The organism is Rhodanobacter sp. L36 (genome assembly GCF_009765755.1).
Taxonomy (GTDB): domain Bacteria; phylum Pseudomonadota; class Gammaproteobacteria; order Xanthomonadales; family Rhodanobacteraceae; genus Rhodanobacter.
Window position 1 is genome coordinate 107,976 of the sequence record NZ_LMUV01000011.1, and the last position, 22,337, is coordinate 130,312.

The following is a 22,337-nucleotide window of genomic DNA, read 5'->3' on the forward strand; positions in this document are numbered from 1 at the left end:
ACCATCATAGCGATGCGAAAGATTTGCCGTGTGCCGATTGCGTCAATGCACGGCTGTCTTCACATCGAATATCTGCAACTCGCGGATGCGCGCCGTACCCACGCTGGAGAGAATATGCAGGCGCACGCGCTGTGCCGTCACGGCAGTAAACACATCGATCTTCATGTGGCCGATCGCTTCGGCATGCGCCACGGTTTTCCAATGGTCGCCGTTCCATATCTCGATGGCGTATTTGCGTATCTGCTGGCCTGCATCGAGCCATTCCATGCTGAGTACGCGATCGAAATGCCTGGGCTGATCGAAGTCGAGTTCAAGCACTGCGCTGTGTGAGTTCTCGGGTGCGGACCAGAAAGTATCGCGATCGCCATCGAGCGCGAGCTTGGTATTCGCGTCGGTAGCGGAGTGTTCAAGTGCAAGGTTGTGTGGCGTGCCGTAACGCGCCTGCAAGGCATCTCCGAATGCCTTGAGTCGGGCGACGTCGGCTTGCGGCAGCAGGCCGTGTCGATCAGGTGCGATGCCAAGCATCAACTGTCCGCCGAGGCCGACGCTGTGCTCCCAGATGTCGATCAGTTCGTTCACGCTTTTCAGCGTGCTTTCGTCGTGCGGGTGCCAGAACCAGTGCAGCTTGTGCAGCGGTGTATCCACCTCGACCGGCCGCCAGCGCAGATAACCGTTGCGGTCGATCACGTTCCAGTTTTCGCCCTTGATGTGGCCGTCTTCCTGGCCCACCCAGCGAAGGTCGGCGTGCTCTAGCAGACCAACGTCCGCGAACACCATCGCGTTCGATTGGTAGGTGCGCAGCTCTTCGAGATATTTTCCGAAGTTGTAAATGTGTCCGGCACTGCCGGCGCCATCGAGCCACCATTCGACCAGCGGACCGTAGCCGGTCACCAACTCGTCCATCTGCGCCATGTAATAGGTGTCGTAGGCAGTGGTATCGGCGTAGCGCGGCTCGTGGCGATCCCACGGCGAAAGATAGATGCCGAACTCCATACCCTGTTTCCGCGCGGCATCCGACACCAGTTTCACGAGGTCACCTTTGCCGCCGAGCCATGGGCTGCTCTTCACCGAATAGTTGCTCTGCTCGGTCGGCCACAACGCGAAACCATCATGGTGCTTCGCCACCAGCACCATGTATCGCGCACCCGCAGCGCGACTCGCGCTCACCCACTGATCGGGATTTACCTGGTCGGGATCGAAGACTTTCGGATCCGCCTTGCCGTCGCCCCATTCGCGATCGAGAAAAGTATTCGTGCCGAAATGCACGATGACGCCGAATTCCAGATCCTGCCAATGCGACTGCTGTGGCGACGGTTGTACGTCTGCGACGCTTTCGCTTTGTGCCAGCGGGCTCATGAGAACGGCGAGGCTGAAGCCCATCACGCGGATGCTGTTTCGAAATGTTCGGCTCATTTCAAATCCTCTGTTCACCGCGTGGAAGTATGGAAGTTTGAACACCAGCATCGCCTCGTTCTTGCGCTTTGAAGAGCGTCCGAAAACGGATGATTGGAGCGAGGTGCAATTCTTTGTTTGGCACCAAAAAGTTCATTGGCCTGCCAACCCGCTAGCCGTTTCCCGCGCCTTGCGCCTCGCCAACCCCTTGGCAGGCCTCATGCTGCAACGCAATGTTGCTTAAGACAAAGCTCCGGCATTACCGTATAGATCGATCTAATACGACATCTTAACTCCTCTTCCGACGGACATTTCTCTGTTCGGACATGTGAGATGGGGCGTCGTCATGGATCAACTTGGACGGGGGCCCAAGTCATCACATTACTCACTGGGGAGAGAGTCATGAATCACACGTTCTTGCGCCGCACGTTGCTGGCCAGCTCGCTGGCGCTAACGCTATTTGCACCATCCGTTTTTGCGCAGGCGGCCGCGACATCCGGCGGACCGCAGGACACAACACCGACGAATGCGCCGTCCGCGTCGCCGGACAACTCGAAGAAGGCAACGACGCTGGAAAAGGTTGTCGTTACCGGCTCGCTCATCCCACGTGTGGAAGTCGAAGGGCCCGCGCCCGTCGTTACCATTACAGGTGCGCAAATCAAGCAGGAAGGTTTCACCACGGTATACGAGTTGATGAACTCGATCACGCAAACCGGTGTTGCCGAGACTGCACCCACGTGGGGTAGCAGTTCGGTGAATGCGCGACAGCTCAATCTGCGCAATCTTGGTTCGGGTCGCAGCCTGTTGCTGGTCGATGGCCATAGGGTCAGCGACTATCCGCAAGCGAAAGGCGCCAGCACCAATTTCCAGAACTACAACAACATTCCGACGGGCATGATCGACCGCATCGAAATCCTCGCGACGGGCGCGTCATCGCTCTACGGCTCGGATGCCATCGCAGGCGTGGTCAATATCATTCTGAAAAAGGAATATCAGGGCGACGACGTGCAGATGACGCTCGGCGGCGCGACGCGCGGCGGACGTGACTACGGCGATTTTAATCTCGTCGGCGGCAAGTCCGGTGACAACTGGCACATCGTCTACAACCTTGAGCGTTCGCATCGCAGTGGTTTGTTCGGACGCGATCGTCCATACACGGACTCCGAGGACGACGCGGGTTACGGTGCGTTCGATCAGAACGCCAGACTGTTCGGCTGGAACACTTACGATGGCTTGGCGCTCAACAACGCAGACGGCAATTTCATTGCGCCACCGGCTGGCGCTTGCGGCCAGTTCGGCGACAACTTCACGCAGCGCGAATCCAAGACGGTCAGCACGACGGGGCATACCGTCAACACGAATGACGTCACGGATCACGGCCCGTATTGCACACAGAAATATTTTTCCAACTGGGTACTGACGCCAGGCAGTGACAGCAAGGACGCCTTCATTTCAGGCGAATACGATTTCAGCAACAACATTCAGGCCTACGGCTCCATCGGACTATGGGACACGCTGGGTACGTCCAACACCGAGCTGCCATTTCTGTATCCGATGGGCGGCTTGCCGAATGGTTTTTACGATCAGACCAGCGGACAGACGATCACCAACTATTTTCGTCAGTTGACGCCGCAGGAACTCGGCAGCTATGGCAATACGCATGACAAGGAGCAGAACTGGGATCTTCGCACCGGTTTGCGCGGCACCTTCCTGGATAACCGCTTCAACTGGGACCTGATGGTCGGCAGCAACAAGTACATCGTGCATGAGCGTTATACCGGCCTCAACGAACAGGGCATGTTCGATTTCTTCTTTGGCCCGCAACTCGGCACTACGACGGTCGGTGGCAACACGTTGCCGGTTTACGCGCTCAATTCGGGCAATTTCTGGAATCCAATCACACCAGCGCAGTACCACACGTTTGGCGTGGTAGGCGAGAACAGTGCTGCGAGCTGGATGGATCAAGCCACGTTGAACGTCAATACCGACGAGCTGTTCAAGACTTGGGCAGGCCCGGTCGGCTTTGCTGCCGTGCTGGAAGCGGTGCACCAGGGCTTCAAGTTGTCGCCTGATCCCCGCGGCAACACCACCAGTTTCGGTGATCCCTTCCAGGATTACATCACCGGTGGCGGCACGCGTAATCGCGTGTCGCTCGGATCGGAACTGCGCATTCCCTTGCTGTCCAACCTCACGTGGACGCTATCCGGCCGACTCGACAAATATCGCGATGCCAGCGCCGCGGACGTGGCCCGTACGTGGGGCAGTTCGCTGGAATATCGTCCCTACGATGGCTTGTTGCTGCGCGGCACATACGGCACCAACTTCCACGCGCCGGACATGCAGTACATCTACAAGAACCCATCGGTGTCGCAGGTCGGCATCTATTCCGACTACTACAACTGCATCCAGACCGGCGACAAGATCTGTCAGGCCACTCAGCACAGCACGTATTTCAGCTCATATCTGGCCGGCGGCCCGACGCTGAACAACGAAACCGGTAAATCATGGACCTACGGTTTTGCGTGGCAGGTGCCGGGCGTGGATGGTTTGTCGCTGTCCGCCGACTACTGGCGCATCGGCATCAACAACGGCATCCAGAACGTCGATCAATCGACCGTGTTGAAGGATGAAGCGGGTTGTCGTACCGGTCACAGCTTCGACTCGGATGGCAACTACGTCGATGACTATATTGCTCATTCGCCGGGATCGGCTTACTGCCAGAGCGTCGTTGGAGACGTAAAGCGCGACGCGAATGGAAATATCACGGCGGTGTACAGCGGACCGATCAACGAATCTCTGCTCATCGTGACCGGCATCGATGCCAACCTGGCCTATGGGCTACATACCGCCAACTGGGGCAACTTCAACCTCAGCATCGACTACACCGACAACCTGACCTACAAGGAGCGGACGCTGGCCTCGGATCCTCTGTTGAACACTCGCTACCAGCACGCGGCAAGCAAGGTTCGCGGAACGGTCAACTGGCGCGGTGGAAAATGGGACGTGACCCTGTACGGCGACCGCACCGGGCAGGTTCGTGCGCCCAACTTCAACGGCTGCAACCGGTTGCCCAATGGCATACAGCCGGACAAGGGTGATCCGGATTGCGTGGTCTATCTCGGCCACACACCGGCGTGGATCACATGGAGCACCAACATCGGCTATCGCTTCGATGACCGCACCAAGGTCAGCCTGGGGGTTACCAACATCTTCAACAACATCGGCCAGATTCCTTACTACGCCGGCGGGTTCGAGTTCATCTCCACCTTGAACAACGCCAATTACGTGGGTCGGGAAATCCAGGTCACGCTGGACTACAAGCTCGACTGATCTGCGGATCAGCGTCTGTGGATCGGGGCCGGCCCTCACCGGCCCCGTTTTTTTGGATCGCGCAAAGAGGTGTTGTAGCTGCTCGTGTGCTGCGTGGGTCGTTCTATTCAACTATGTGATTGCGGAATGGCTCGCGGCTTCACGAATGGCTGCGGGCAAAGGCACCGGCTTTCCTGTCGCTGGATTCATCCAAACCATCACCACGTGCCCGTCGCTGTAGAGGCAACTTGCATCGGATGCATCCACGATGCGATGCGCGACGGTCATCGAGCTGCTGCCCAGACGTTCGCAGCGCAACTCGACATGCAGCGAAGCGGGCCACGCGATCGGCTGGCGATAATTGATCTGGCTGGCGGCAAGCACGGGCATCGAATTTTCGTCGAACCACGGGCCAGGCACATGACTCAGCCACTGCAGACGCGACTCTTCCAGGTAGGTCAGGAAGTTGGAATTGTTGACGTGGTTGAACGCGTCGAGATCGCGCCAGCGCACGCTCAGTGAGGCAACAAAGAGTGGTTTGGCGATGGTGTCGATCACGGCATCCGCGATCGACACACGCTGTTCGAGCAACGCCCCGTCGGCAGCACTCGCTGTGCCGTGCTTCTTTGCAGTCACGAACGTTTCTTCCGCGGAACCGGCCGATATTTGTCCGCCGATGCGATGTGCTTGGTACCGGCCTTGACCCGTTTTTCCGAGCCCGGCGCACGCGCGCTCCTGTTCGTCTTGCTCGATTTCAGATGAGGCGCAAGGAAGCGACCGGTGTGCGACTCCTTCGTCGCAGCGACATCTTCGGGTGTACCCGCCACCAGAATGCGACCGCCGCCGCCGCCACCTTCGGGGCCGAGATCCACGATCCAGTCTGCCGTCTTGATCACGTCGAGGTTGTGCTCGATGACGACGACCGTGTTGCCCTGGTCGACAAGCTGATGAAGCACGTCGAGCAGCTGCTCGATGTCGTGGAAGTGCAGGCCGGTGGTCGGCTCGTCGAGGATGTACAGCGTGCGTCCGGTATCGCGCTTGGACAATTCCTTGGACAACTTCACGCGTTGGGCTTCACCGCCGGAGAGTGTCGTCGCACTCTGGCCAAGCTTGATGTAATCCAGCCCGACGGCGCGCAACGTATCGAGCTTGCGCGCGATGGTCGGCACGTTCTCGAACAATTTCAGCGCGTCTTCCACTGTCATGTCGAGCACGTCGGCGATGGTGTGACCTTTGTAGTGGACTTCCAGCGTTTCGCGGTTATAGCGCTTGCCGTGACAGACGTCGCAGGGCACATACACATCCGGAAGGAAATGCATTTCCACCTTGATCATGCCGTCGCCTTCGCAGGCTTCGCAGCGACCGCCGCGCACGTTGAAGCTGAAGCGTCCAGGTGTGTAACCGCGCGAACGTGCTTCGGGCACCTGCGCGAACATTTCCCGCAACGGCGTAAACAGCCCGGTGTAGGTGGCGGGATTCGAACGCGGCGTGCGTCCAATCGGTGACTGATCAATGTCGACGACCTTGTCGAACAGATCCATGCCGGTCACCGATTTGTGCGCTGCCGCCTGCGTGCCTGCGCCGTTCAATTCGGCTGCGGCAAGACGGAACAGCGTGTCGTTGATCAGAGTGGATTTACCCGAACCGGAAACGCCGGTGACGCAGGTAAACAAACCTGCAGGAATTGCCAGATCGACATTCTTGAGGTTGTTGCCGCTGGCGCCTTTCAAATGCAGCCACGCGTCGTCATCGATCGGCTGCCGCCGTTCCTTTGGCACCTCGATCGCGCGCTTGCCCGAGAGGAATTGACCAGTGACCGAACGCGGCGACGCCAGCATGTCCTTGACGGTGCCCTGCGCCACGATTTCGCCGCCATGCACGCCGGCACCAGGGCCGATGTCCAGCACATGATCGGCCATGCGGATGGCGTCTTCGTCGTGCTCGACGACGATCACCGTGTTACCCAGGTCGCGCAGGCGCGTCAGCGTGCCCAGCAGGCGTTCGTTGTCGCGTTGGTGCAGGCCAATCGACGGCTCGTCCAGCACGTACATCACACCAACCAGACCCGCGCCGATCTGCGACGCGAGGCGGATGCGCTGCGCTTCGCCGCCGGAAAGCGAATCCGCTTGCCGATCGAGCGTCAGATAGTTGAGCCCGACATCGTTGAGGAACGTCAGTCGCTCGCGAATCTCCTTGACGATCTTTACCGCGATCTCGCCGCGCCATCCGGTCAGTGTGAGCTTGTCGAAAAACGCGAGTGCGTCATCGATCGAGCGGTGCGTGAGCGTCGGCAACGCATGGTCGGCGACGAATACATTCCGCGCCGAACGATTCAGTCGCTGACCTTCGCAATCAGGGCACGGTTGATCGCTGATGTATTTGGCCAGCTCTTCGCGAACGGCCGGCGATTCGGTCTCCTTGTAACGTCGCTCCAGATTCGGAAGGATGCCTTCGAACGCATGCTCGCGCGTGACCTTGCCGCCGCGTTCGGTGATGTACTTGAATGCGATTTTTTCCTTGCCGCTGCCGTAGAGAATCGATTTCTGCACGTTCGCCGGCAAGTCGCACCAACGCGTATCGACACCGAAACCATAATGCCCCGCCAGCGAAAGCAGCATCTGGAAATAATGCGGATTGCGTCGATCCCATCCACGCACAGCGCCGCTGGACAACGCCAGTTCGGGATGGCCGACCACGCGACTTGCGTCGAACACCTGGGTGACGCCGAGTCCATCGCATCCGGGACACGCGCCTACGGGCGAGTTGAACGAAAACAGGCGTGGTTCCAGCTCCGGCAGCGAGTAATCGCAGACCGGGCACGAGTAGCGGGACGACAGCAGTTGCTCCGGTGCTTTCGCATCGTCCATGTCGACCACGATGACCAGTCCGTCGCCGAGCCGCAACGCGGTTTCGAACGACTCGGCCAGCCGTTGCTTGATGTCGTCGCGCGGGCGGAAGCGATCGATCACCACTTCGATGGTGTGCTTCTGCCGCAGGGTCAATGGCGGCACGGCGTCAAGGTCGTAAACCGCGCCATCGACGCGCGCGCGCACGAAACCCTGCGCGCGCATCTGCTCGAACACTTGCACATGCTCACCCTTGCGCTCGCGGATGACCGGCGCAAGCAGCATGAAGCGCTTTTCGCCATCCAGCGCAAGCGTCGAATCGACCATCTGGCTGACCGTCTGTGCTTCCAGCGGAATACCATGATCAGGACAGCGAGGCGTGCCGACGCGCGCGAACAGCAGGCGCAGATAGTCGTACACCTCGGTGATGGTGCCGACGGTGGAACGTGGATTGTGCGAAGTGGACTTCTGTTCGATCGAAATCGCCGGCGACAGACCCTCGATGTGATCGACATCGGGCTTTTCCATGATCGACAGAAACTGCCGCGCGTACGCGGACAGCGATTCGACGTAGCGACGCTGGCCTTCTGCGTAAATGGTGTCGAATGCCAGCGACGACTTGCCGGATCCGGATAAACCCGTAATGACGATCAGCCGATCGCGTGGCAGGTCCAGGTCGATATTCTTGAGGTTGTGCGTGCGTGCGCCGCGGATGCGAATAGTGTCCATGACGCTCGGATATGGGGTGGATTTTCCAATATACCAAGGCGCATGTCGGGGCCTTTTTCACGGTCCGCCAACCCAGGCCGACGGAATGCCGAAACAGGTCTGGCTGGCGCAGGGCGCTGTTTTCCTGATGATTCGGGGCTGATCACTATTTGACCAGCACCGCGAACGGTCGTTATAATCCGCGGTTCGTCAGTCCCGACAGGGTCATGGCGATACCCAAGAGAATAACGACAGAAGGGCATTACGATGAGTTACGCAGTCATCAAGACCGGTGGCAAGCAGTACCGCGTTCAGCAGGGCGATGTCCTGCGCGTGGAGCTGCTCGACGCCGAAGAGGGCGCTACCGTGAGCTTCGACCAGGTGCTTTTGCATGGCCTGGGCGAGTCGATCACCGTGGGCGCACCGCTGGTTGATGGAGTCACCGTCAGCGCCACCATCCGCAAGCATGGTCGCGCCGACAAGATCCGCATCATCAAATTCCGCCGCCGCAAGCATTACAAGCGTCAGCAGGGTCACCGCCAGCATTTCACCGAAATCGAGATCACGGGCATCAACGCCTGAGCACTGGAGCATTGAGTCATGGCACATAAAAAAGGCGTAGGTTCCAGCCGCAACGGTCGCGATTCGAACCCGAAATACCTTGGCGTGAAGATCTACGGTGGCCAGGCCATCGAGGCCGGCAACATCATCATTCGTCAGCGCGGCACCCAGTTCCATCCGGGTACCGGCGTTGGCCTGGGTCGCGACCACACGCTGTTCGCACTGGTTGATGGCACCGTTCAGTTCAAGGTTCGCGGCGACAAGAACCGTCGTTTCGTCGACGTCGTACCGGCTTAAGCCACTCGCGACGCGATAACGAAGGCCCCGCTTCGGCGGGGTTTTTGTTTTGTACTGCAGGGAATGGGTAGCCGTGACCCGGGAGTCCTGAAAGCGAACCCGTGATCACTCCCGTACCATTGCCCGGTTATCTGCTCCTGCCATTCCCGATCCATCATTCCCAACTCCCGGCCTCTCCCATGAAATTCGTCGACGAAGCCCATATCAAAGTCCAGGCCGGCGATGGCGGCAACGGCTGCATCAGCTTCCGCCGCGAGAAGTTCATCCCGTTTGGCGGTCCCGATGGGGGTGATGGCGGCTTCGGCGGCTCGGTCTGGCTGGTCGCGGACGAAGGCTTGAATACGCTGGTGGATTTCCGTCACCAGCGCAGCTTCAAGGCCAAGCGCGGCGAGAACGGCATGGGCAGCCAGATGTATGGAAAGGGCGGCGACGACAGCACCATTCGCGTGCCGGTCGGCACCATGATCACCAACGTCGATACCGATGAGGTGATCGGCGATCTCACCGGCCACGGTCAGCGCATGCTGGTAGCGCAGGGCGGCAAGGGCGGGCTGGGCAACATCCATTTCAAGACGTCGGTCAATCGCGCACCGCGCAAGGCGACGCCGGGCACGCCCGGTGAAGCGCGCGAGCTGAAGCTCGAGTTGCGCCTGCTGGCCGACGTGGGCCTGCTGGGTTTTCCCAATGCAGGCAAATCGACCTTTATCCGCGCCGTGTCTGCCGCCACGCCACGCGTTGCGGATTATCCGTTCACCACATTGGTGCCCAACCTCGGCGTGGTCAGCTTGGGCACCGACCAGAGTTTCGTGATCGCCGATATTCCCGGCCTGATCGAGGGCGCATCGGACGGTGCCGGTCTTGGCATCCAGTTTCTTCGCCACGTCGCACGCACCAGTCTGCTGCTTCATCTGGTTGATATCGCCCCGCTGGACGGTAGCGACGTGGCAGCACAGGTTCGCGCGATCGAGCGCGAGCTGGAAAAATTCAATCCCGAACTGCTTGAACGCCCGCGCTGGTTGGTGTTGAACAAAGCGGACATGCTCGACGAAGACGAGCGCACGCAGGCCGCGGAAAAGATCGTGGCTGACCTCGGCTGGACCCAGCCGTGGTTCCTGGTTTCAGCCATCGCACGGGAAAACACCATGGCCGTGTGCCAGCAGGTGCAGCGCTTCTTCGAGTCGCAGCGCGAAGCGTCCGCAGGGCAAGTCGACATGATGCCCGGCGACGTGCGCTTGCGCGGAGAAGAATCGCAGGCCTGAAACGGTTACGGTGCAAACCTGCGTTCTGATCTCAGCGCCGAAATTTGCGCACCCGCAGCCGTTGGCGGTTGCGCCACAAGTCGATCGACCAGACCAGCATCGCGGCAGCCGCGGCGACCAACGGAATAATGCTGATGGCATCCGCAGCGAACTGGCTGTCTCGCAGACCGTGTAAGCCTTGCGACAGAATCACCGCGGTGATCCAGATGGCGCGCCTGTTCATTCCGAAAATCTGACCATTGCGGCGCTGGTATCGGCTGAACATCAGCAAGACCGACGGCACCAGCAGCACTAAGCCTGCTGCGAAAAAACCCAGCCACTGCAAGGTCAGCCCGAAGGTGCACAGAAGAGGGACAAGGCCAAGACAAAGCCAAGGCCACTTGACCGGCAGTTCCTCACGGCGTGAATGCCAGTCGTTGAGAGGCAGCGATGCCATCACCAGCGCCCAGCAAGATCCGGCAACAGCCACGGCCCAGAACAGGAAGATTATCGGTCCGCTGGTAAAGCGATCGGGGTAAAGACTCAGCAGCACCCCAAGCACCGCCCCCAGCAGCGCAGCCGCCAGCATCGATACCAGCCACCGGGTTGCGCCGAGAGCCAAGCGTGGCGAAGTAACACGCTTGCGATCGGCAGCGGTCAGCCAGAACCGAAGTTGCTCTGGCCGGATCGACGCCGGCCATACGCTCAAATCGTTGCCCGACATTTGCCGGACGATTCGGGCGATGCGAGCCGGCTTGGTGAAGTCGAGCCCCGAGAGCAATACCTGCGGCCAGCGAAATGGACGCATGAGCTGACTGAGGGTGTTGTCCAATGCTTTCTGCGCGGAACGTGTCTGCTTGTGGAAGCGGATGGCCAGGTCGGCACGATGCTCAGGCTGCAATTCCCAGGCAAGTTGAATTCGCCGTTTGAGCTGTTGCAGAGCGAGCGGATCATGGCCAGCGAGGACATGATCCAGGTCAAAGAATCGCAGCAACAGCGCAAGACTGGCGGCAGACATTGCCGGCTGCCGCTGGTAGAGCCGGTGCATCAGCGCCCGGCCCGCGAATGTCTTGAATTGGAGCGACCAGAGCGCGGGATGGCTTTCCAGCCAACGTTCCATTGCGGCCGTGTCGCCGGCAGACGCCACGGCAATGGCCTGGTCGCAGAACTCGTCGACCAAGATGGCGCGAGTCGATGCGAGCGCGGAAGGCGGCTTCAGATTGGCAGGCGCGGTTTCCCTGATCTCAGTCGAGCCAAGATGCCGAACGACACCCTGTTTTATCTCTGGAGATTTCTCCTGGACTGCACGCCGTCGACAATGTTCGAGTGCCGCCTGGTAAGCCTGGTTGAGGTGTTGAAAGCCTTCCGGATCATCATCGGGACGCGTGGTGCGCAGGCGTTGCGCATAGGCTTGCTTGATCGAACGCTCGTCGGCATCGGCAGGCAAGCCGAGTATCGCAAACGGCGACATCAAGGAGATTCCAGCGTGTTCAAGGCCAGCGACAATTCCCGTTGATGTTCACGGATGGCGAACTCGTCCTGGGTTTCGAGTACCGAGCGAAATTGCGCGATCCATCCCTGCAGCTGTTCGCGTGCAGACAGGTGCTCCTCATACAGGCGTTCGGCGCGGGCGAGCAGCGCGAGGTTTTCCTGCTTGTTGCGCGGATGGATCTTGATCGCTTCAAGTGCAGCCAGGCGTTCACGGATCTGCTGGGGATCGAGCACGCCAGGATTCTGTTCGAGCAGCAATTCGTAGCGCTGGTTGTCCGCGTGCGCCAACGCTTCAACTTGAAGGACACCATTGATGTCATAGGTGAAACGCACAGTGACCTGGTTCTCCTGCACCGAGCGCGAGGGGTCGAGAGCCACCCGCAGCTCGCCAAGCTGGATGTTGTTTTCCACCATCGGATTTTCGCCTTGGTAGATTTCCAGCTGCATGAATTTCTGGCCCTGCTCAACCGGCGAATACGTCTTCTCGCGGCTGACCGGCACCGTGCTGTTTCGATGGATGATCGGTGCGAAGAAACCCGTCTGAAGGCCTCCCTGCGCATCCCGCCTTGCGACCTCGGTGCCCAGCGTGTAAGGGCAAACATCGGTAAGGATGATTTCGTCGAGACGCTGGTCGCGCGCCTTGAGTCCAGCGGCGACGCAAGTGCCCAGTGCAATGGCCTGATCCGGATTGACATGGCGCAACGGCAGGCGACCGAACATCCGAGAGACCATGCGGGTAACCAGAGACATGCGGCTGGCGCCGCCAACCATGACGACCTCGTCGAGCTGATCCGGTTGCAGTTTCGCATCGCGCATGGCTCGCTCAAGCGGTGCACGCATGCGGTGTATCAGCGGCTCAGCCAATCGTTCATACCGATCCTGGTCGATATTCCAAGCGATGTGTCGATCGCCCAGCATCGCGTCAATCGTTGCGCTGCCGTTCGTGCTCAACGTGCGCTTGGCTGTCTCCATTCGCTGGCGCAGCTGACCAAGCTGCTGCGGAGAAAACGCATGGGCTGCCATCTTCATGTCACCAAGGCAGGCACTCAACAGCAGATCGAGGAAATCTTCGCCGCCGAGAAAATTGTCGCCGGCACTGGCGTGGACTTCGATCACGCCATCGAACATTTCCAGCACCGACACGTCGAACGTGCCGCCACCAAGATCAAACACGAGGAAGCGCGAACCATCGGGCTTTTCCTGGAAGCCATAGGCGAGTGCAGCTGCGGTAGGTTCGTTGATCAGTCGTTCGACCCGGATGCCGGCCAGCTCACCTGCTGCACGCGTGGCCCTGCGCTGTGCATCGGAAAAATACGCAGGCACACTGATCACCGCTTCGGTGATGTCCTCAGCCAGCGCCTCCCTCGCATCGGCAAGCAACGAACGCAGCACGAGCGCAGACAATTCCTCCGGACGAAACGAATGCGCACCCAGGCGGGTTTCGCGGGAGGTACCCATCCAGCGTTTGAAGCTGGCCACACTCAGTGCCGGATGGCTGACCATCCTATCCAGCGCCGCACGTCCGACGATGACGTGTCCACCTTCATCGATGCTGACCACTGAAGGCGTCAGATAGTCGCCGAGCGCATTGGCGAAAAGGCGCTCGCCGGACTCGGCATAGCATCCGATCAACGAGTGTGTGGTGCCCAGGTCGATACCTACAATCATTCACAACTCCCCTGAATCATGTGATCGCCCGATGCCCGGTTACATGCGGAACACGCCGTAACGCTGCGGCTCGATCGGCGCATTCATCGAAGCGGAGATCGCCAGTCCGAGCACGCGCCGCGTATCGACCGGATCGATGATGCCGTCGTCCCACAGTCGCGCGCTTGCGTAGTAGGGATGGCCCTGGCGTTCGTACTGGTCGCGTATGGGCGCCTTGAAGGCTTCTTCCTCTTCGGCGCTCCAGCTTTTGCCGCTGGCTTCGATGCTGTCGCGTTTTACGGTCGCCAGCACGGAAGCGGCCTGCTCGCCGCCCATCACGCTGATGCGCGCATTCGGCCACATCCACAGAAAACGTGCGCCATAGGCGCGGCCGCACATCGCGTAATTGCCCGCGCCGAAACTGCCACCGATCACGACAGTGAATTTCGGTACGTGCGAACACGCCACGGCCGTCACCATTTTCGCGCCGTCTTTCGCAATGCCGGCCTGTTCGTATTTCTTGCCGACCATGAAGCCGGTGATGTTCTGCAGGAACACCAGCGGCACATTGCGCTGGTTGCACAGCTCGATGAAGTGCGCACCCTTGAGTGCGGACTCCGCGAACAGGATGCCGTTGTTGGCGACAATGCCCACCGGATAGCCATGGATATGCGCGAATCCGCAGACCAGCGTTTTGCCGTAGCGCGCCTTGAACTCGTGCAGTTCCGATCCGTCGACGATGCGTGCGATCACTTCGCGAATGTCGAACGGTCGCCGCGTGTCCTGCGGGATCACGCCGTACAGTTCTTCCACCGCGTACTTCGGTTCGATCGGCGCACGCAAAGCGAGCGGCACGTCCTTCTTGCGGTTGAGGCTCGCCACGATGTCGCGCGCGATCGACAGCGCATGTGCATCGTTCTCCGCGAAGTGATCGGCGACACCTGAAATGGACGTATGAACGTCCGCACCACCAAGCGTTTCCGCGTCCACGACTTCGCCTGTGGCGGCTTTCACCAGCGGCGGTCCGCCGAGGAAGATCGTGCCTTGTTCGCGAACGATGATCGTTTCGTCGCTCATCGCCGGCACGTATGCGCCACCGGCGGTGCACGAACCCATCACCACCGCGATCTGCGGAATGTTGAGCGACGACATGCGTGCCTGGTTGTAGAAAATGCGTCCGAAGTGCTCGCGATCCGGAAAGACTTCGTCCTGCAGCGGCAGGAATGCGCCACCGGAATCGACCAGATAAATGCACGGCAGGCGGTTTTCCAGCGCGACTTCCTGTGCGCGCAGATGCTTCTTCACCGTCATCGGAAAATAGGTGCCACCCTTCACCGTGGCATCGTTGGCGACGACAACCACTTCGATGCCGTTGACGCGACCGATGCCGGTGATCAGCCCCGCTGCCGGTGCGGCGTCGTCATACATGCCGTGCGCAGCGAGTGGAGAGAGCTCCAGAAACGGCGAGCCCGGATCGAGCAGCGCACGGATGCGCTCGCGTGGCAGCAACTTGCCGCGCGCGGTGTGTTTCTCGCGTGCTTTGGCACCACCGCCTTCGGCGCTGCGCGACAGTTCACGCTGCAGATCGTCGACCACGTTGCGCAACTGCGTCGCGCTGGCCTGGAACTCGGCGGAACGCGGATCGACCTGGGACACGATCACACTCATTGTTTGGGCTCGCTTGCGGCATCGATCAAACCGCGATGATAGCGGTCGCTCGAGCTTGTCCAAAATCATCCCGATCGCACAAAGAAAAACGGTCGCACAAGGCGACCGTTTTTCCGGAAAAACCAGCGAGGATTAATGTCCCTTCGCGGCATCCTTTGCTTTGTCGGCTGCATCTTTCGCATTGCTTGCAGCATCCTTGGCGGCGCTCGAAGCCTTGTCGGCTGCGTCGGCTGCATTGGAAGCGGCGGTCTTCGCCTGATCCATGGCACCGCTTGCGGTAGACGCAGCGGCCGGGGCAGAAGCCGCAGCAGCAGCCTGCTGTGCCTGATCGGAAGCCTGGCCCGCTGCGGAAGCAGCGGTCTTGGCCTGATCGGCAGCCTGCTGGGTCGCCGTGGTCGGAGCCGTGGCAGCAGCCTGCTGCGCCTTGTCGGCAGCCTGCTGAGCGGTGTCAGCCGACTTCTGGGCGTCCTGCGCGGAATCCTGCGCGCCATTGCTGCAAGCCGCCAACAGCGCGACAAGCGCGGAGGCGAGAAGGGTACGCGTAAATTTCATGGTGGATCTCCTTTGCCGTGGAATGCCATTTGGCCGCGTATTAATAACGCGTTCGATGGGATTGCGCTACATCTTTATGGTCAACGATTGCGGGTATTAAAAACTGGTTTAACCCGCTGTCATCAACATACACAGGCAATTGTGCATTGACTGTCATTTTTCAGCCGATGCATTCAATCGCCATGGCTGTCGCTTCGCCACCACCAATGCACAAGGCAGCCACGCCGCGTTTGAGGCCACGGGCTTTCAGCGCATGCAATAGCGTTACCACCAAACGTGCGCCGCTCGCGCCGATCGGATGGCCCAATGCGCATGCGCCACCATTTACATTGAGTTTTTCATGCGCAATGCCGAGTTCTTTCATCGGTGTCATGGCGACCACGGCGAATGCCTCGTTGATTTCGAACAGATCGACATCCGCCACTTTCCATCCAGCCTTGTCGAGCACTTTCTGGATCGCGCCGACCGGTGCAGTGGTGAACCATTCTGGTTCCTGCGAATGCGTGGCGTGAGCGACGATACGCGCAAGCGGTTGGAGACCGCGCTTGTTTGCGTCGCCCGCAGATAACAGTACGAGCGCTGCTGCGCCATCCGAAATGCTGGAGGAGCTGGCGGCGGTGATCGTGCCGTTTTCCTTGCGGAATGCTGCCTTCAGCGTCGGGATCTTGGCGATGTCCGAACGACCCGGTTGTTCGTCGGTGTCCACGACCACATCGCCCTTGCGACCACTGACGGTGACGGGAACGATCTCGCCGGCGAAGGCACCATTTTTCTGCGCCGCCTGCGCGCGATTGACCGACTCGATCGCGAATGCGTCCTGGTCTTCGCGGGTGAAATGATATTTGTCGGCGCACAGTTCGCCGAACACTCCCATTGCCTTGCCGTCGTAGGGATTGGTCAGGCCGTCCCAAGCCATGTGGTCAACCAATTGGCCGTCGCCGTAGCGAATGCCGGTGCGCGCATTGACCATGTGCGGCGCGTTGGTCATCGACTCCATGCCGCCGGCAATCACCACGGTGGCCGAGCCGGCCTTGATCAGATCGTGGCCGAGCATGATCGCCTTCATGCCCGAACCGCAGACCTTGTTGATGGTGGTGCAGCCGGTGCTGGTCGGCAGATCGGCGCCGAGCGACGCCTGGCGCGCGGGTGCCTGACCAAGGTTGGCCGGCAGCACGCAACCCATGATCACCTCGCTGACATCCGCCGGCGCGATGCCCGACTGCTGCAGCGCGGCGCGTATCGCCGTGGCGCCGAGCTTCGGTGACGGCACACCGGTGAAATGTCCGAGGAAGGAACCGATCGCGGTGCGCTTGGCACCGGCAATGACAACGCTGACGTCCGACATGGGTATCTCCGCAGGGGCTTCGAGGGCATGAACGCCCGATAGCAATCAAACAATTATCGCAGTTGATCGAGCGAAGCGCCAAACCGCCTCGCTCTGTATGCGAAGCGTGCACTGTTGCATGCGCGATCCCGGTTTCCTTGTGACAAGATGCGGCGCAAGGGGTTGTCGCGGCTTGGGCGAACGCGACAGCGGATTCATGGCGACACGAGGGAGCACGCAATGAAGACACTTACGACACGACGCAAGCAGCGCGAGGCGTTGCTGATGTTGGGACTCGCGGTCGGCTTGACCGCCTGTGGTGGCGGCGGTTCGAGCGGTGTCCGGCCAACGCCTCCCGCGCCGGCACCGGCTCCGGCACCTGGGCCCGCTCCTGCACCGCCACCGACGCCTCCCGCCGACGCGCAACTGTCCATCACGCATGCCGACCTTGCGCATGCGCAAGGTTTTACCGGTGCGGGCGTGCTGATCGGCATCGTCGACAGCGGCATCATGGAAAACCATCCGGCACTGGCCGGGCGCGTCACCAAGGAACTGATCTACGTCGATTCGCCGCCCAACAACACATCGATCGACGACGTGGTTGGCCACGGTACCTGGGTGTCCGAAATTGCTGCGGGCACGTCGTTCGATGATTTCGCCGGCGGCGTCGCACCGGGCGCCAACCTGTTGTCCGCACGAATCATCAGCGACACCGAGCCGGTGGATGACGGCTCCGGACAGGGCAATCAGGTCACGGCAGCCGACGCGGATTTCTTCAGCCAGACACTCAACCCTGCGCTGATCGCCGCAGGTGTGCAGGTGATGAACAATTCCTGGGGCGGCATCTACTGGGATACCACCAACAGCTCGATCAACCAGGCTTTCGCCGCAGCCTACGAGCCGTTCGTGCTGCAGCACGACGGCCTGGTGGTGTTTGCCGCGGGCAACGACTCGAAGAGTCAGCCGAGTGACATCGCGATGTTGCCGACGCTGGCGCCGCAGCTTGAAAAAGGCTGGCTGGTTGCAGTGGCCGTCGACAGCAATCATCCGACCCAGCTGGCGAGTTACTCCAATGCCTGCGGCCCCGCGATGAACTACTGCCTGGCCGCGCCCGGCAACGTCATCGTCAGCGGCAAAGACGACACCACCGCCAGCCAGAGCTACTACATTGTGGAAGGCACGTCGTTCGCGGCGCCGCAGGTCTCCGGTGCCGCGGCACTGGTCTGGCAGGCGTTTCCCTATTTCAACAACGATCTCGTGCGGCAAACGCTGCTCGGCACCGCCGATGACCTTGGCGCGCCAGGCGTCGACGCCACGTTTGGTTACGGAGAACTCGACGTTGGGAGGGCGGTCAACGGTCCGGCGAAATTCGACTGGGGCGATGTCACCGTGAACTTCACCGGCGACTCGAGCTGGAACAATCCGATCTCCGGCGCCGGCGGCCTGATCAAGCAAGGCGCCGGCACGCTGACGCTCACGCAGCCTTCGACCTATACGGGCGACACCAACGTGCAGGGCGGCGCGCTCATGGCCAAGTCGCTGGCCGGCAACGTCAATGTGAGCCAGTCCGGCACGCTGGCGTTGAGCGGCGGCGATGTCACGGTAGCGGGCAACTACACACAATCCGATTCCGGTCATCTCGCCGTTTCGCTGGGCTCGGTGCTGCGCGTGGCCGGCACCGCCGCGATCACGGGTGGCGACCTTTTGGTCACCGGCAAGAACAGCGGTTACGTGGTGAACTCGCATACCGACGTGCTCGATGCCGCCGGTGGTCTGACCGGAGTCTTCAGCGGCCTGGACACCGCGTCCAACGTCACGCTCAATGCCACGATCGGCTACGACGCGCACAGTGCATGGCTCAACGTCCAGCAAGTAAACGTCACCCAGATCCAGGGCGCTTCATACACGGCGGCATCTTACGGGGCCGCGCAACGCGTGCAAGGCGCGTTCGAGCAGATCAACAGCCAGCTGAGTGGAACCGGCGTAGCGAGTGGCCAGCCTGTCGCCACATCTTTCATCGTCGGCGCCGCCAATATCCAGCAGTCACCCAGCGTGGCCGCCGCGCAGCAATCGCTCGAAAGCCTCTCCGGCCAGCTGCACGCGGCCAGCACGGCGATGACGTTCGAGGCGATCGATGCTGGCACGCGTGCGCTGTCTGATCGGTTCGACGCGTTGCTGGACAAGCCGCTCGCCGGTGCGTGGACGCAGAACCTCGGCTATCACGGTGGCATGTCGCGCAACGGTTACAGCAATGTCGGTTACGACCTCAGCGGCGTGATGATCGGCCAAGACGAACGCATCGGCGGCAATGGCTATGTCGGCTATGCCTTGAATCAGAGCAATGGCCTCGGGCGACTTGCCGAAAGCGCCGACCAGGGACGCAGCCACGCACTCGAAGGCATGCTTTACGGCGGCGTGATCAACGGTTCGTGGTACACGATGGGCCGCTTCGGCATGGGCGACTATCGTGAAAACATCCGCCGCTTCCTCCAGCTTGGAAGTCAGGAAGCCGGCGTGGCCAGCGACAGTAATGGCAGCTACAGCATCGCGTACGGCGAAAGCGGTTATCGGATGGAAGCCGGCCATACCGAAATCACGCCGTACGTGAACCTGCAGTACGCGCAAGTCCAACGCGATGGATTCGACGAGCAGGGTGCCGATGGGTTTGGTCTCAAGGCCGACGGGCAAACCGCAGCACGCTGGCAGGCTGGCGTCGGCCTGCGCGCCATGCGCAAATGGACGTTCCTCAGTGGTGGCAGCCTGAGCCTGCAAACACGGTTGCTGTGGCAGCAATCGTTCGGCATGCGCGGTGAGGTGTTCGACGCCAGCTTTACCGGCCTCAATCAATTCGCTCCGCTGGGCGGCGTCGGCCTCGCACGATATGGCGGCGTGATCGGCAGCACGCTGAACTGGAGCATGACCCCGCGCGCCAGCCTGCAGATCGGTTACGACCAGTATGTCGGTCAGGGCCAGGAATCGAAGATGGGCACCGCCAGTTTCAACTGGAGCTTCTGAGCGATCGTTCGATTTGTATCGGCCGGCAACGTCGTGTTCATCGCATGGCGTTGGCCGCGGCGCGCACTGGAACGGTGGCGCCTCCGGCCAGCTCGATGTCTACGGTTGCGTGCTCGACGTACAAATCGATCATCACTTTGCGCAACCCGGGTGCTTGCGCGCAAAACACGTCGATCGAGCTCAACGTCAGCTGGAACTGCGCGCGGATACCGCGCGATGATCCCCCGCCTGCCTTCCATGGAAGGACGATACCGACAGACGGGTGCGCAGCTTCGATGTGGATCGACCGGACATGATCACGCTGGCACGATTCGAAGTGCCGACGCTGATACCTGCGAGCTGACATTCCCGAGCGGAGAGAAATCATGCGGCGACGGAGCTTTTTGCAACTGGCGGCACTCACACCGTTCGCGGACTGGTCGTGGCACTCCGACGCGATGCCGCGAGCAGCAAGAGAGTTGATCGAGCAAGCGTCCGACGGCAAGCCGCATCGCTTCCAACTGGCGTCGCGCGATTTTCTGCTCGATGGCCATCCGTTTCAGATACGCAGCGGCGAAATGCATCCGGCGCGCATTCCGGTGGAGTACTGGTTGCACCGCATCCGCATGGCGAAAGCGATGGGGCTCAACACGATTTCGATCTACCTGATGTGGAATCACTTCGAGCGCGAACCGGGTGAGTTCGATTTCCACACCGGCAATCGCGACTTCGTCCATTTCATTCGACTGTGCCAGCACGAAGGCATGTGGGTTTATCTGCGTCCCGGTCCGTACATTTGTGGCGAATGGGATTTCGGCGGACTGCCGCCGTACCTGTTGCGTCATCCGCATATCCGCGTACGCAACAAGGACGATGCCGATTACATGAATGCCTTGCGCCGTTACGTCGGCAGGATCGCTGAACAGGTCGCGCCGTTGATGGCACGCAACGGCGGCCCGGTGCTGATGTTCCAGATCGAAAACGAATACGCGTCGTTCGGCAACGATCTGGCTTACATGAAGGAGTTGCTGGTGCTGTGGCAATCGCACGGTATCGATGGACCGTTTTCGATTTCCGATGGTTTGGGCGCGATCCAGAAAACGCGCTCCTATCTTCCCGGTACTGCGCTTGGTCTGGATGGAGACACGGATTTCGTCGCCGCGCAGTTGCTGGCCGGCGATGCGCCGGTGTGGATGGGCGAAGGTTATCCGGGCTGGATCACGCACTGGGGCGACCAGGATTTCCAGCGCGGCGATCTGAAGGCGACGCTGCAGGCTCTGCTTCAGCAGGGCCGATCGTTCAACATGTACGTGGTGCACGGTGGTACCAATTTCGGCTTCAGCGCGGGCGCAAATGCCGACGATGACGGCTCGCACTTCGAGCCGGTGATTACCAGCTACGACTACGGCGCGCCGATCAACGAGCGCGGCGAACCGACGGCGGACTATCACGCATTCCGTGCACTCATCGCCGCAAGCGCACGCGCGCCGCTTCCCGCGATACCCGCGGTGTCCGCAGCCATCCGTTTCCCCGCATTGCAACTCGAACCGCACGCATCGCTATGGGACAACCTGCCGCCCGCGAAGCAGGTGACATTACCTCAGGCCAACGAGCTGTTGTTTGCGCAGGATCACGGCATGGTGCTCTACCGCAAGCGCGTGCACGGCGGCGGCATGTTGTCGCTGGATGGCCTGCGCGATTACGCGACGGTGTTCCGCGATGGTCACTACATGGGTTTTCTCTCACGCATGCAGAAGCCGAAGCAATCGCTGGATCTGCAGATGGCGTTGCCTGCATCCGATGACGAAACCATGCTGGAAATCCTCGTCGACAGTTTCGGCCACGTCAATTACGGCCATGCGATGTCGGATCGAAAAGGCATCGTCAGCGCGATTCTTCTGGACGGGCACGAGCAACAACACTGGGACGTGCACAGCCTGCCGCTCGACGATGCGTGGCTTGCCGGATTGCGACCGATCCATGGCACGCCATCGCGACCAGGCGTGTTTTTTCGCGCGACTTTTGCGCTTCGGAAAACCGGCGACACGTACATCGACATGAGCGCCTGGGACAAGGGTTACCTGTGGATCAACGGTCGCCTGCTCGGGCGCTACTGGAACATCGGGCCACAACAGCGCCTGTATTGTCCGGCCAGCTGGTTACGGGCAGGGCACAACGAGGTGCTGGTATTGGACATGCATCGCACAGAAGCGGCGTCGATCCGCGGCGTGGAAACGCTGAAGGATGCGGACCACGCCGCATGAATGTTTCCATTGTCGTGCGATCCTTTTCGTCATCGCGATCCCGTCG

General features: G+C 60.5%; 15 protein-coding genes. 7 read left to right on the forward strand and 8 right to left on the reverse strand.

The genetic code is table 11. From position 1 onward, the window contains the following. Window positions 1-42: 42 nt before the first annotated feature. Window positions 43-1,413: an alpha-L-fucosidase gene (locus GSQ73_RS10130; protein WP_158883639.1), complete on the reverse strand. Its 1,371-nt coding sequence runs from the start codon at window positions 1,411-1,413 to the stop codon at window positions 43-45. Between the two features lie 37 nt (window positions 1,414-1,450). On the opposite strand from GSQ73_RS10130, the gene GSQ73_RS10135 reads away from it, so the two are divergent. Continuing rightward, the gene (locus GSQ73_RS10135; protein WP_158883641.1) at window positions 1,451-1,636 is read left to right on the forward strand and encodes a hypothetical protein; all 186 of its coding nucleotides are present in this window, start codon (window positions 1,451-1,453) and stop codon (window positions 1,634-1,636) included. 158 nt (window positions 1,637-1,794) lie between these two features. Then, a complete protein-coding gene (locus tag GSQ73_RS10140) occupies window positions 1,795-4,722 on the forward strand; it encodes a TonB-dependent receptor (protein WP_158883643.1) in 2,928 nt (975 codons plus the stop codon). A 111-nt stretch (window positions 4,723-4,833) separates the two neighbouring features. On the opposite strand, the gene GSQ73_RS10145 is transcribed toward GSQ73_RS10140, so the two are convergent. Then, a complete protein-coding gene (locus tag GSQ73_RS10145; protein ID WP_158886363.1) occupies window positions 4,834-5,277 on the reverse strand; it encodes a thioesterase family protein in 444 nt (147 codons plus the stop codon). A 56-nt stretch (window positions 5,278-5,333) separates the two neighbouring features. After that, entirely contained in the window at window positions 5,334-8,276 is a 2,943-nt protein-coding gene (uvrA, locus tag GSQ73_RS10150) for an excinuclease ABC subunit UvrA (protein ID WP_158883645.1), read from the reverse strand. A 246-nt stretch (window positions 8,277-8,522) separates the two neighbouring features. Here uvrA and rplU point away from each other — a divergent pair, with 246 nt between their 5' ends. From rplU to cgtA, 3 genes are all read left to right on the forward strand, one after another. Continuing rightward, on the forward strand, window positions 8,523-8,837 hold the full coding sequence (rplU, locus tag GSQ73_RS10155) for a 50S ribosomal protein L21 (RefSeq protein ID WP_158883647.1): 315 nt from the start codon (window positions 8,523-8,525) through the stop codon (window positions 8,835-8,837). A gap of 18 nt (window positions 8,838-8,855) precedes the next feature. After that, window positions 8,856-9,113, forward strand: a complete 258-nt coding sequence (rpmA, locus tag GSQ73_RS10160) for a 50S ribosomal protein L27 (RefSeq protein WP_158883649.1) — start codon at window positions 8,856-8,858, stop codon at window positions 9,111-9,113. A 179-nt stretch (window positions 9,114-9,292) separates the two neighbouring features. Continuing rightward, entirely contained in the window at window positions 9,293-10,372 is a 1,080-nt protein-coding gene (gene cgtA / locus GSQ73_RS10165; protein ID WP_158883651.1) for an Obg family GTPase CgtA, read from the forward strand. A gap of 31 nt (window positions 10,373-10,403) precedes the next feature. Here cgtA and GSQ73_RS10170 read toward each other — a convergent pair whose 3' ends face one another. The 5 genes from GSQ73_RS10170 to GSQ73_RS10190 form a co-directional block, all read right to left on the reverse strand. Continuing rightward, window positions 10,404-11,822, reverse strand: a complete 1,419-nt coding sequence (locus tag GSQ73_RS10170) for a J domain-containing protein (RefSeq protein WP_158883653.1) — start codon at window positions 11,820-11,822, stop codon at window positions 10,404-10,406. Continuing rightward, entirely contained in the window at window positions 11,822-13,510 is a 1,689-nt protein-coding gene (locus GSQ73_RS10175) for a molecular chaperone HscC (protein WP_158883655.1), read from the reverse strand. Before GSQ73_RS10175 ends, GSQ73_RS10170 begins: the two co-directional genes overlap by 1 nt. A 39-nt stretch (window positions 13,511-13,549) precedes the next feature. Then, window positions 13,550-15,157: a carboxyl transferase domain-containing protein gene (locus GSQ73_RS10180; RefSeq protein WP_158883657.1), complete on the reverse strand. Its 1,608-nt coding sequence runs from the start codon at window positions 15,155-15,157 to the stop codon at window positions 13,550-13,552. 132 nt (window positions 15,158-15,289) lie between these two features. Continuing rightward, the gene (locus GSQ73_RS10185) at window positions 15,290-15,709 is read right to left on the reverse strand and encodes a hypothetical protein (RefSeq protein ID WP_158883659.1); all 420 of its coding nucleotides are present in this window, start codon (window positions 15,707-15,709) and stop codon (window positions 15,290-15,292) included. A 160-nt stretch (window positions 15,710-15,869) separates the two neighbouring features. Next, a complete protein-coding gene (locus GSQ73_RS10190) occupies window positions 15,870-17,054 on the reverse strand; it encodes an acetyl-CoA C-acyltransferase (protein WP_158883661.1) in 1,185 nt (394 codons plus the stop codon). 219 nt (window positions 17,055-17,273) lie between these two features. On the opposite strand from GSQ73_RS10190, the gene GSQ73_RS10195 reads away from it, so the two are divergent. Both GSQ73_RS10195 and GSQ73_RS10200 read left to right on the forward strand, forming a co-directional pair. Further along, window positions 17,274-20,048, forward strand: a complete 2,775-nt coding sequence (locus GSQ73_RS10195) for an autotransporter serine protease (protein ID WP_158883663.1) — start codon at window positions 17,274-17,276, stop codon at window positions 20,046-20,048. A gap of 365 nt (window positions 20,049-20,413) precedes the next feature. Further along, window positions 20,414-22,291, forward strand: coding sequence for a beta-galactosidase (locus GSQ73_RS10200; RefSeq protein ID WP_158883665.1), 1,878 nt, complete (start codon window positions 20,414-20,416; stop codon window positions 22,289-22,291). Window positions 22,292-22,337 lie beyond the last annotated feature (46 nt).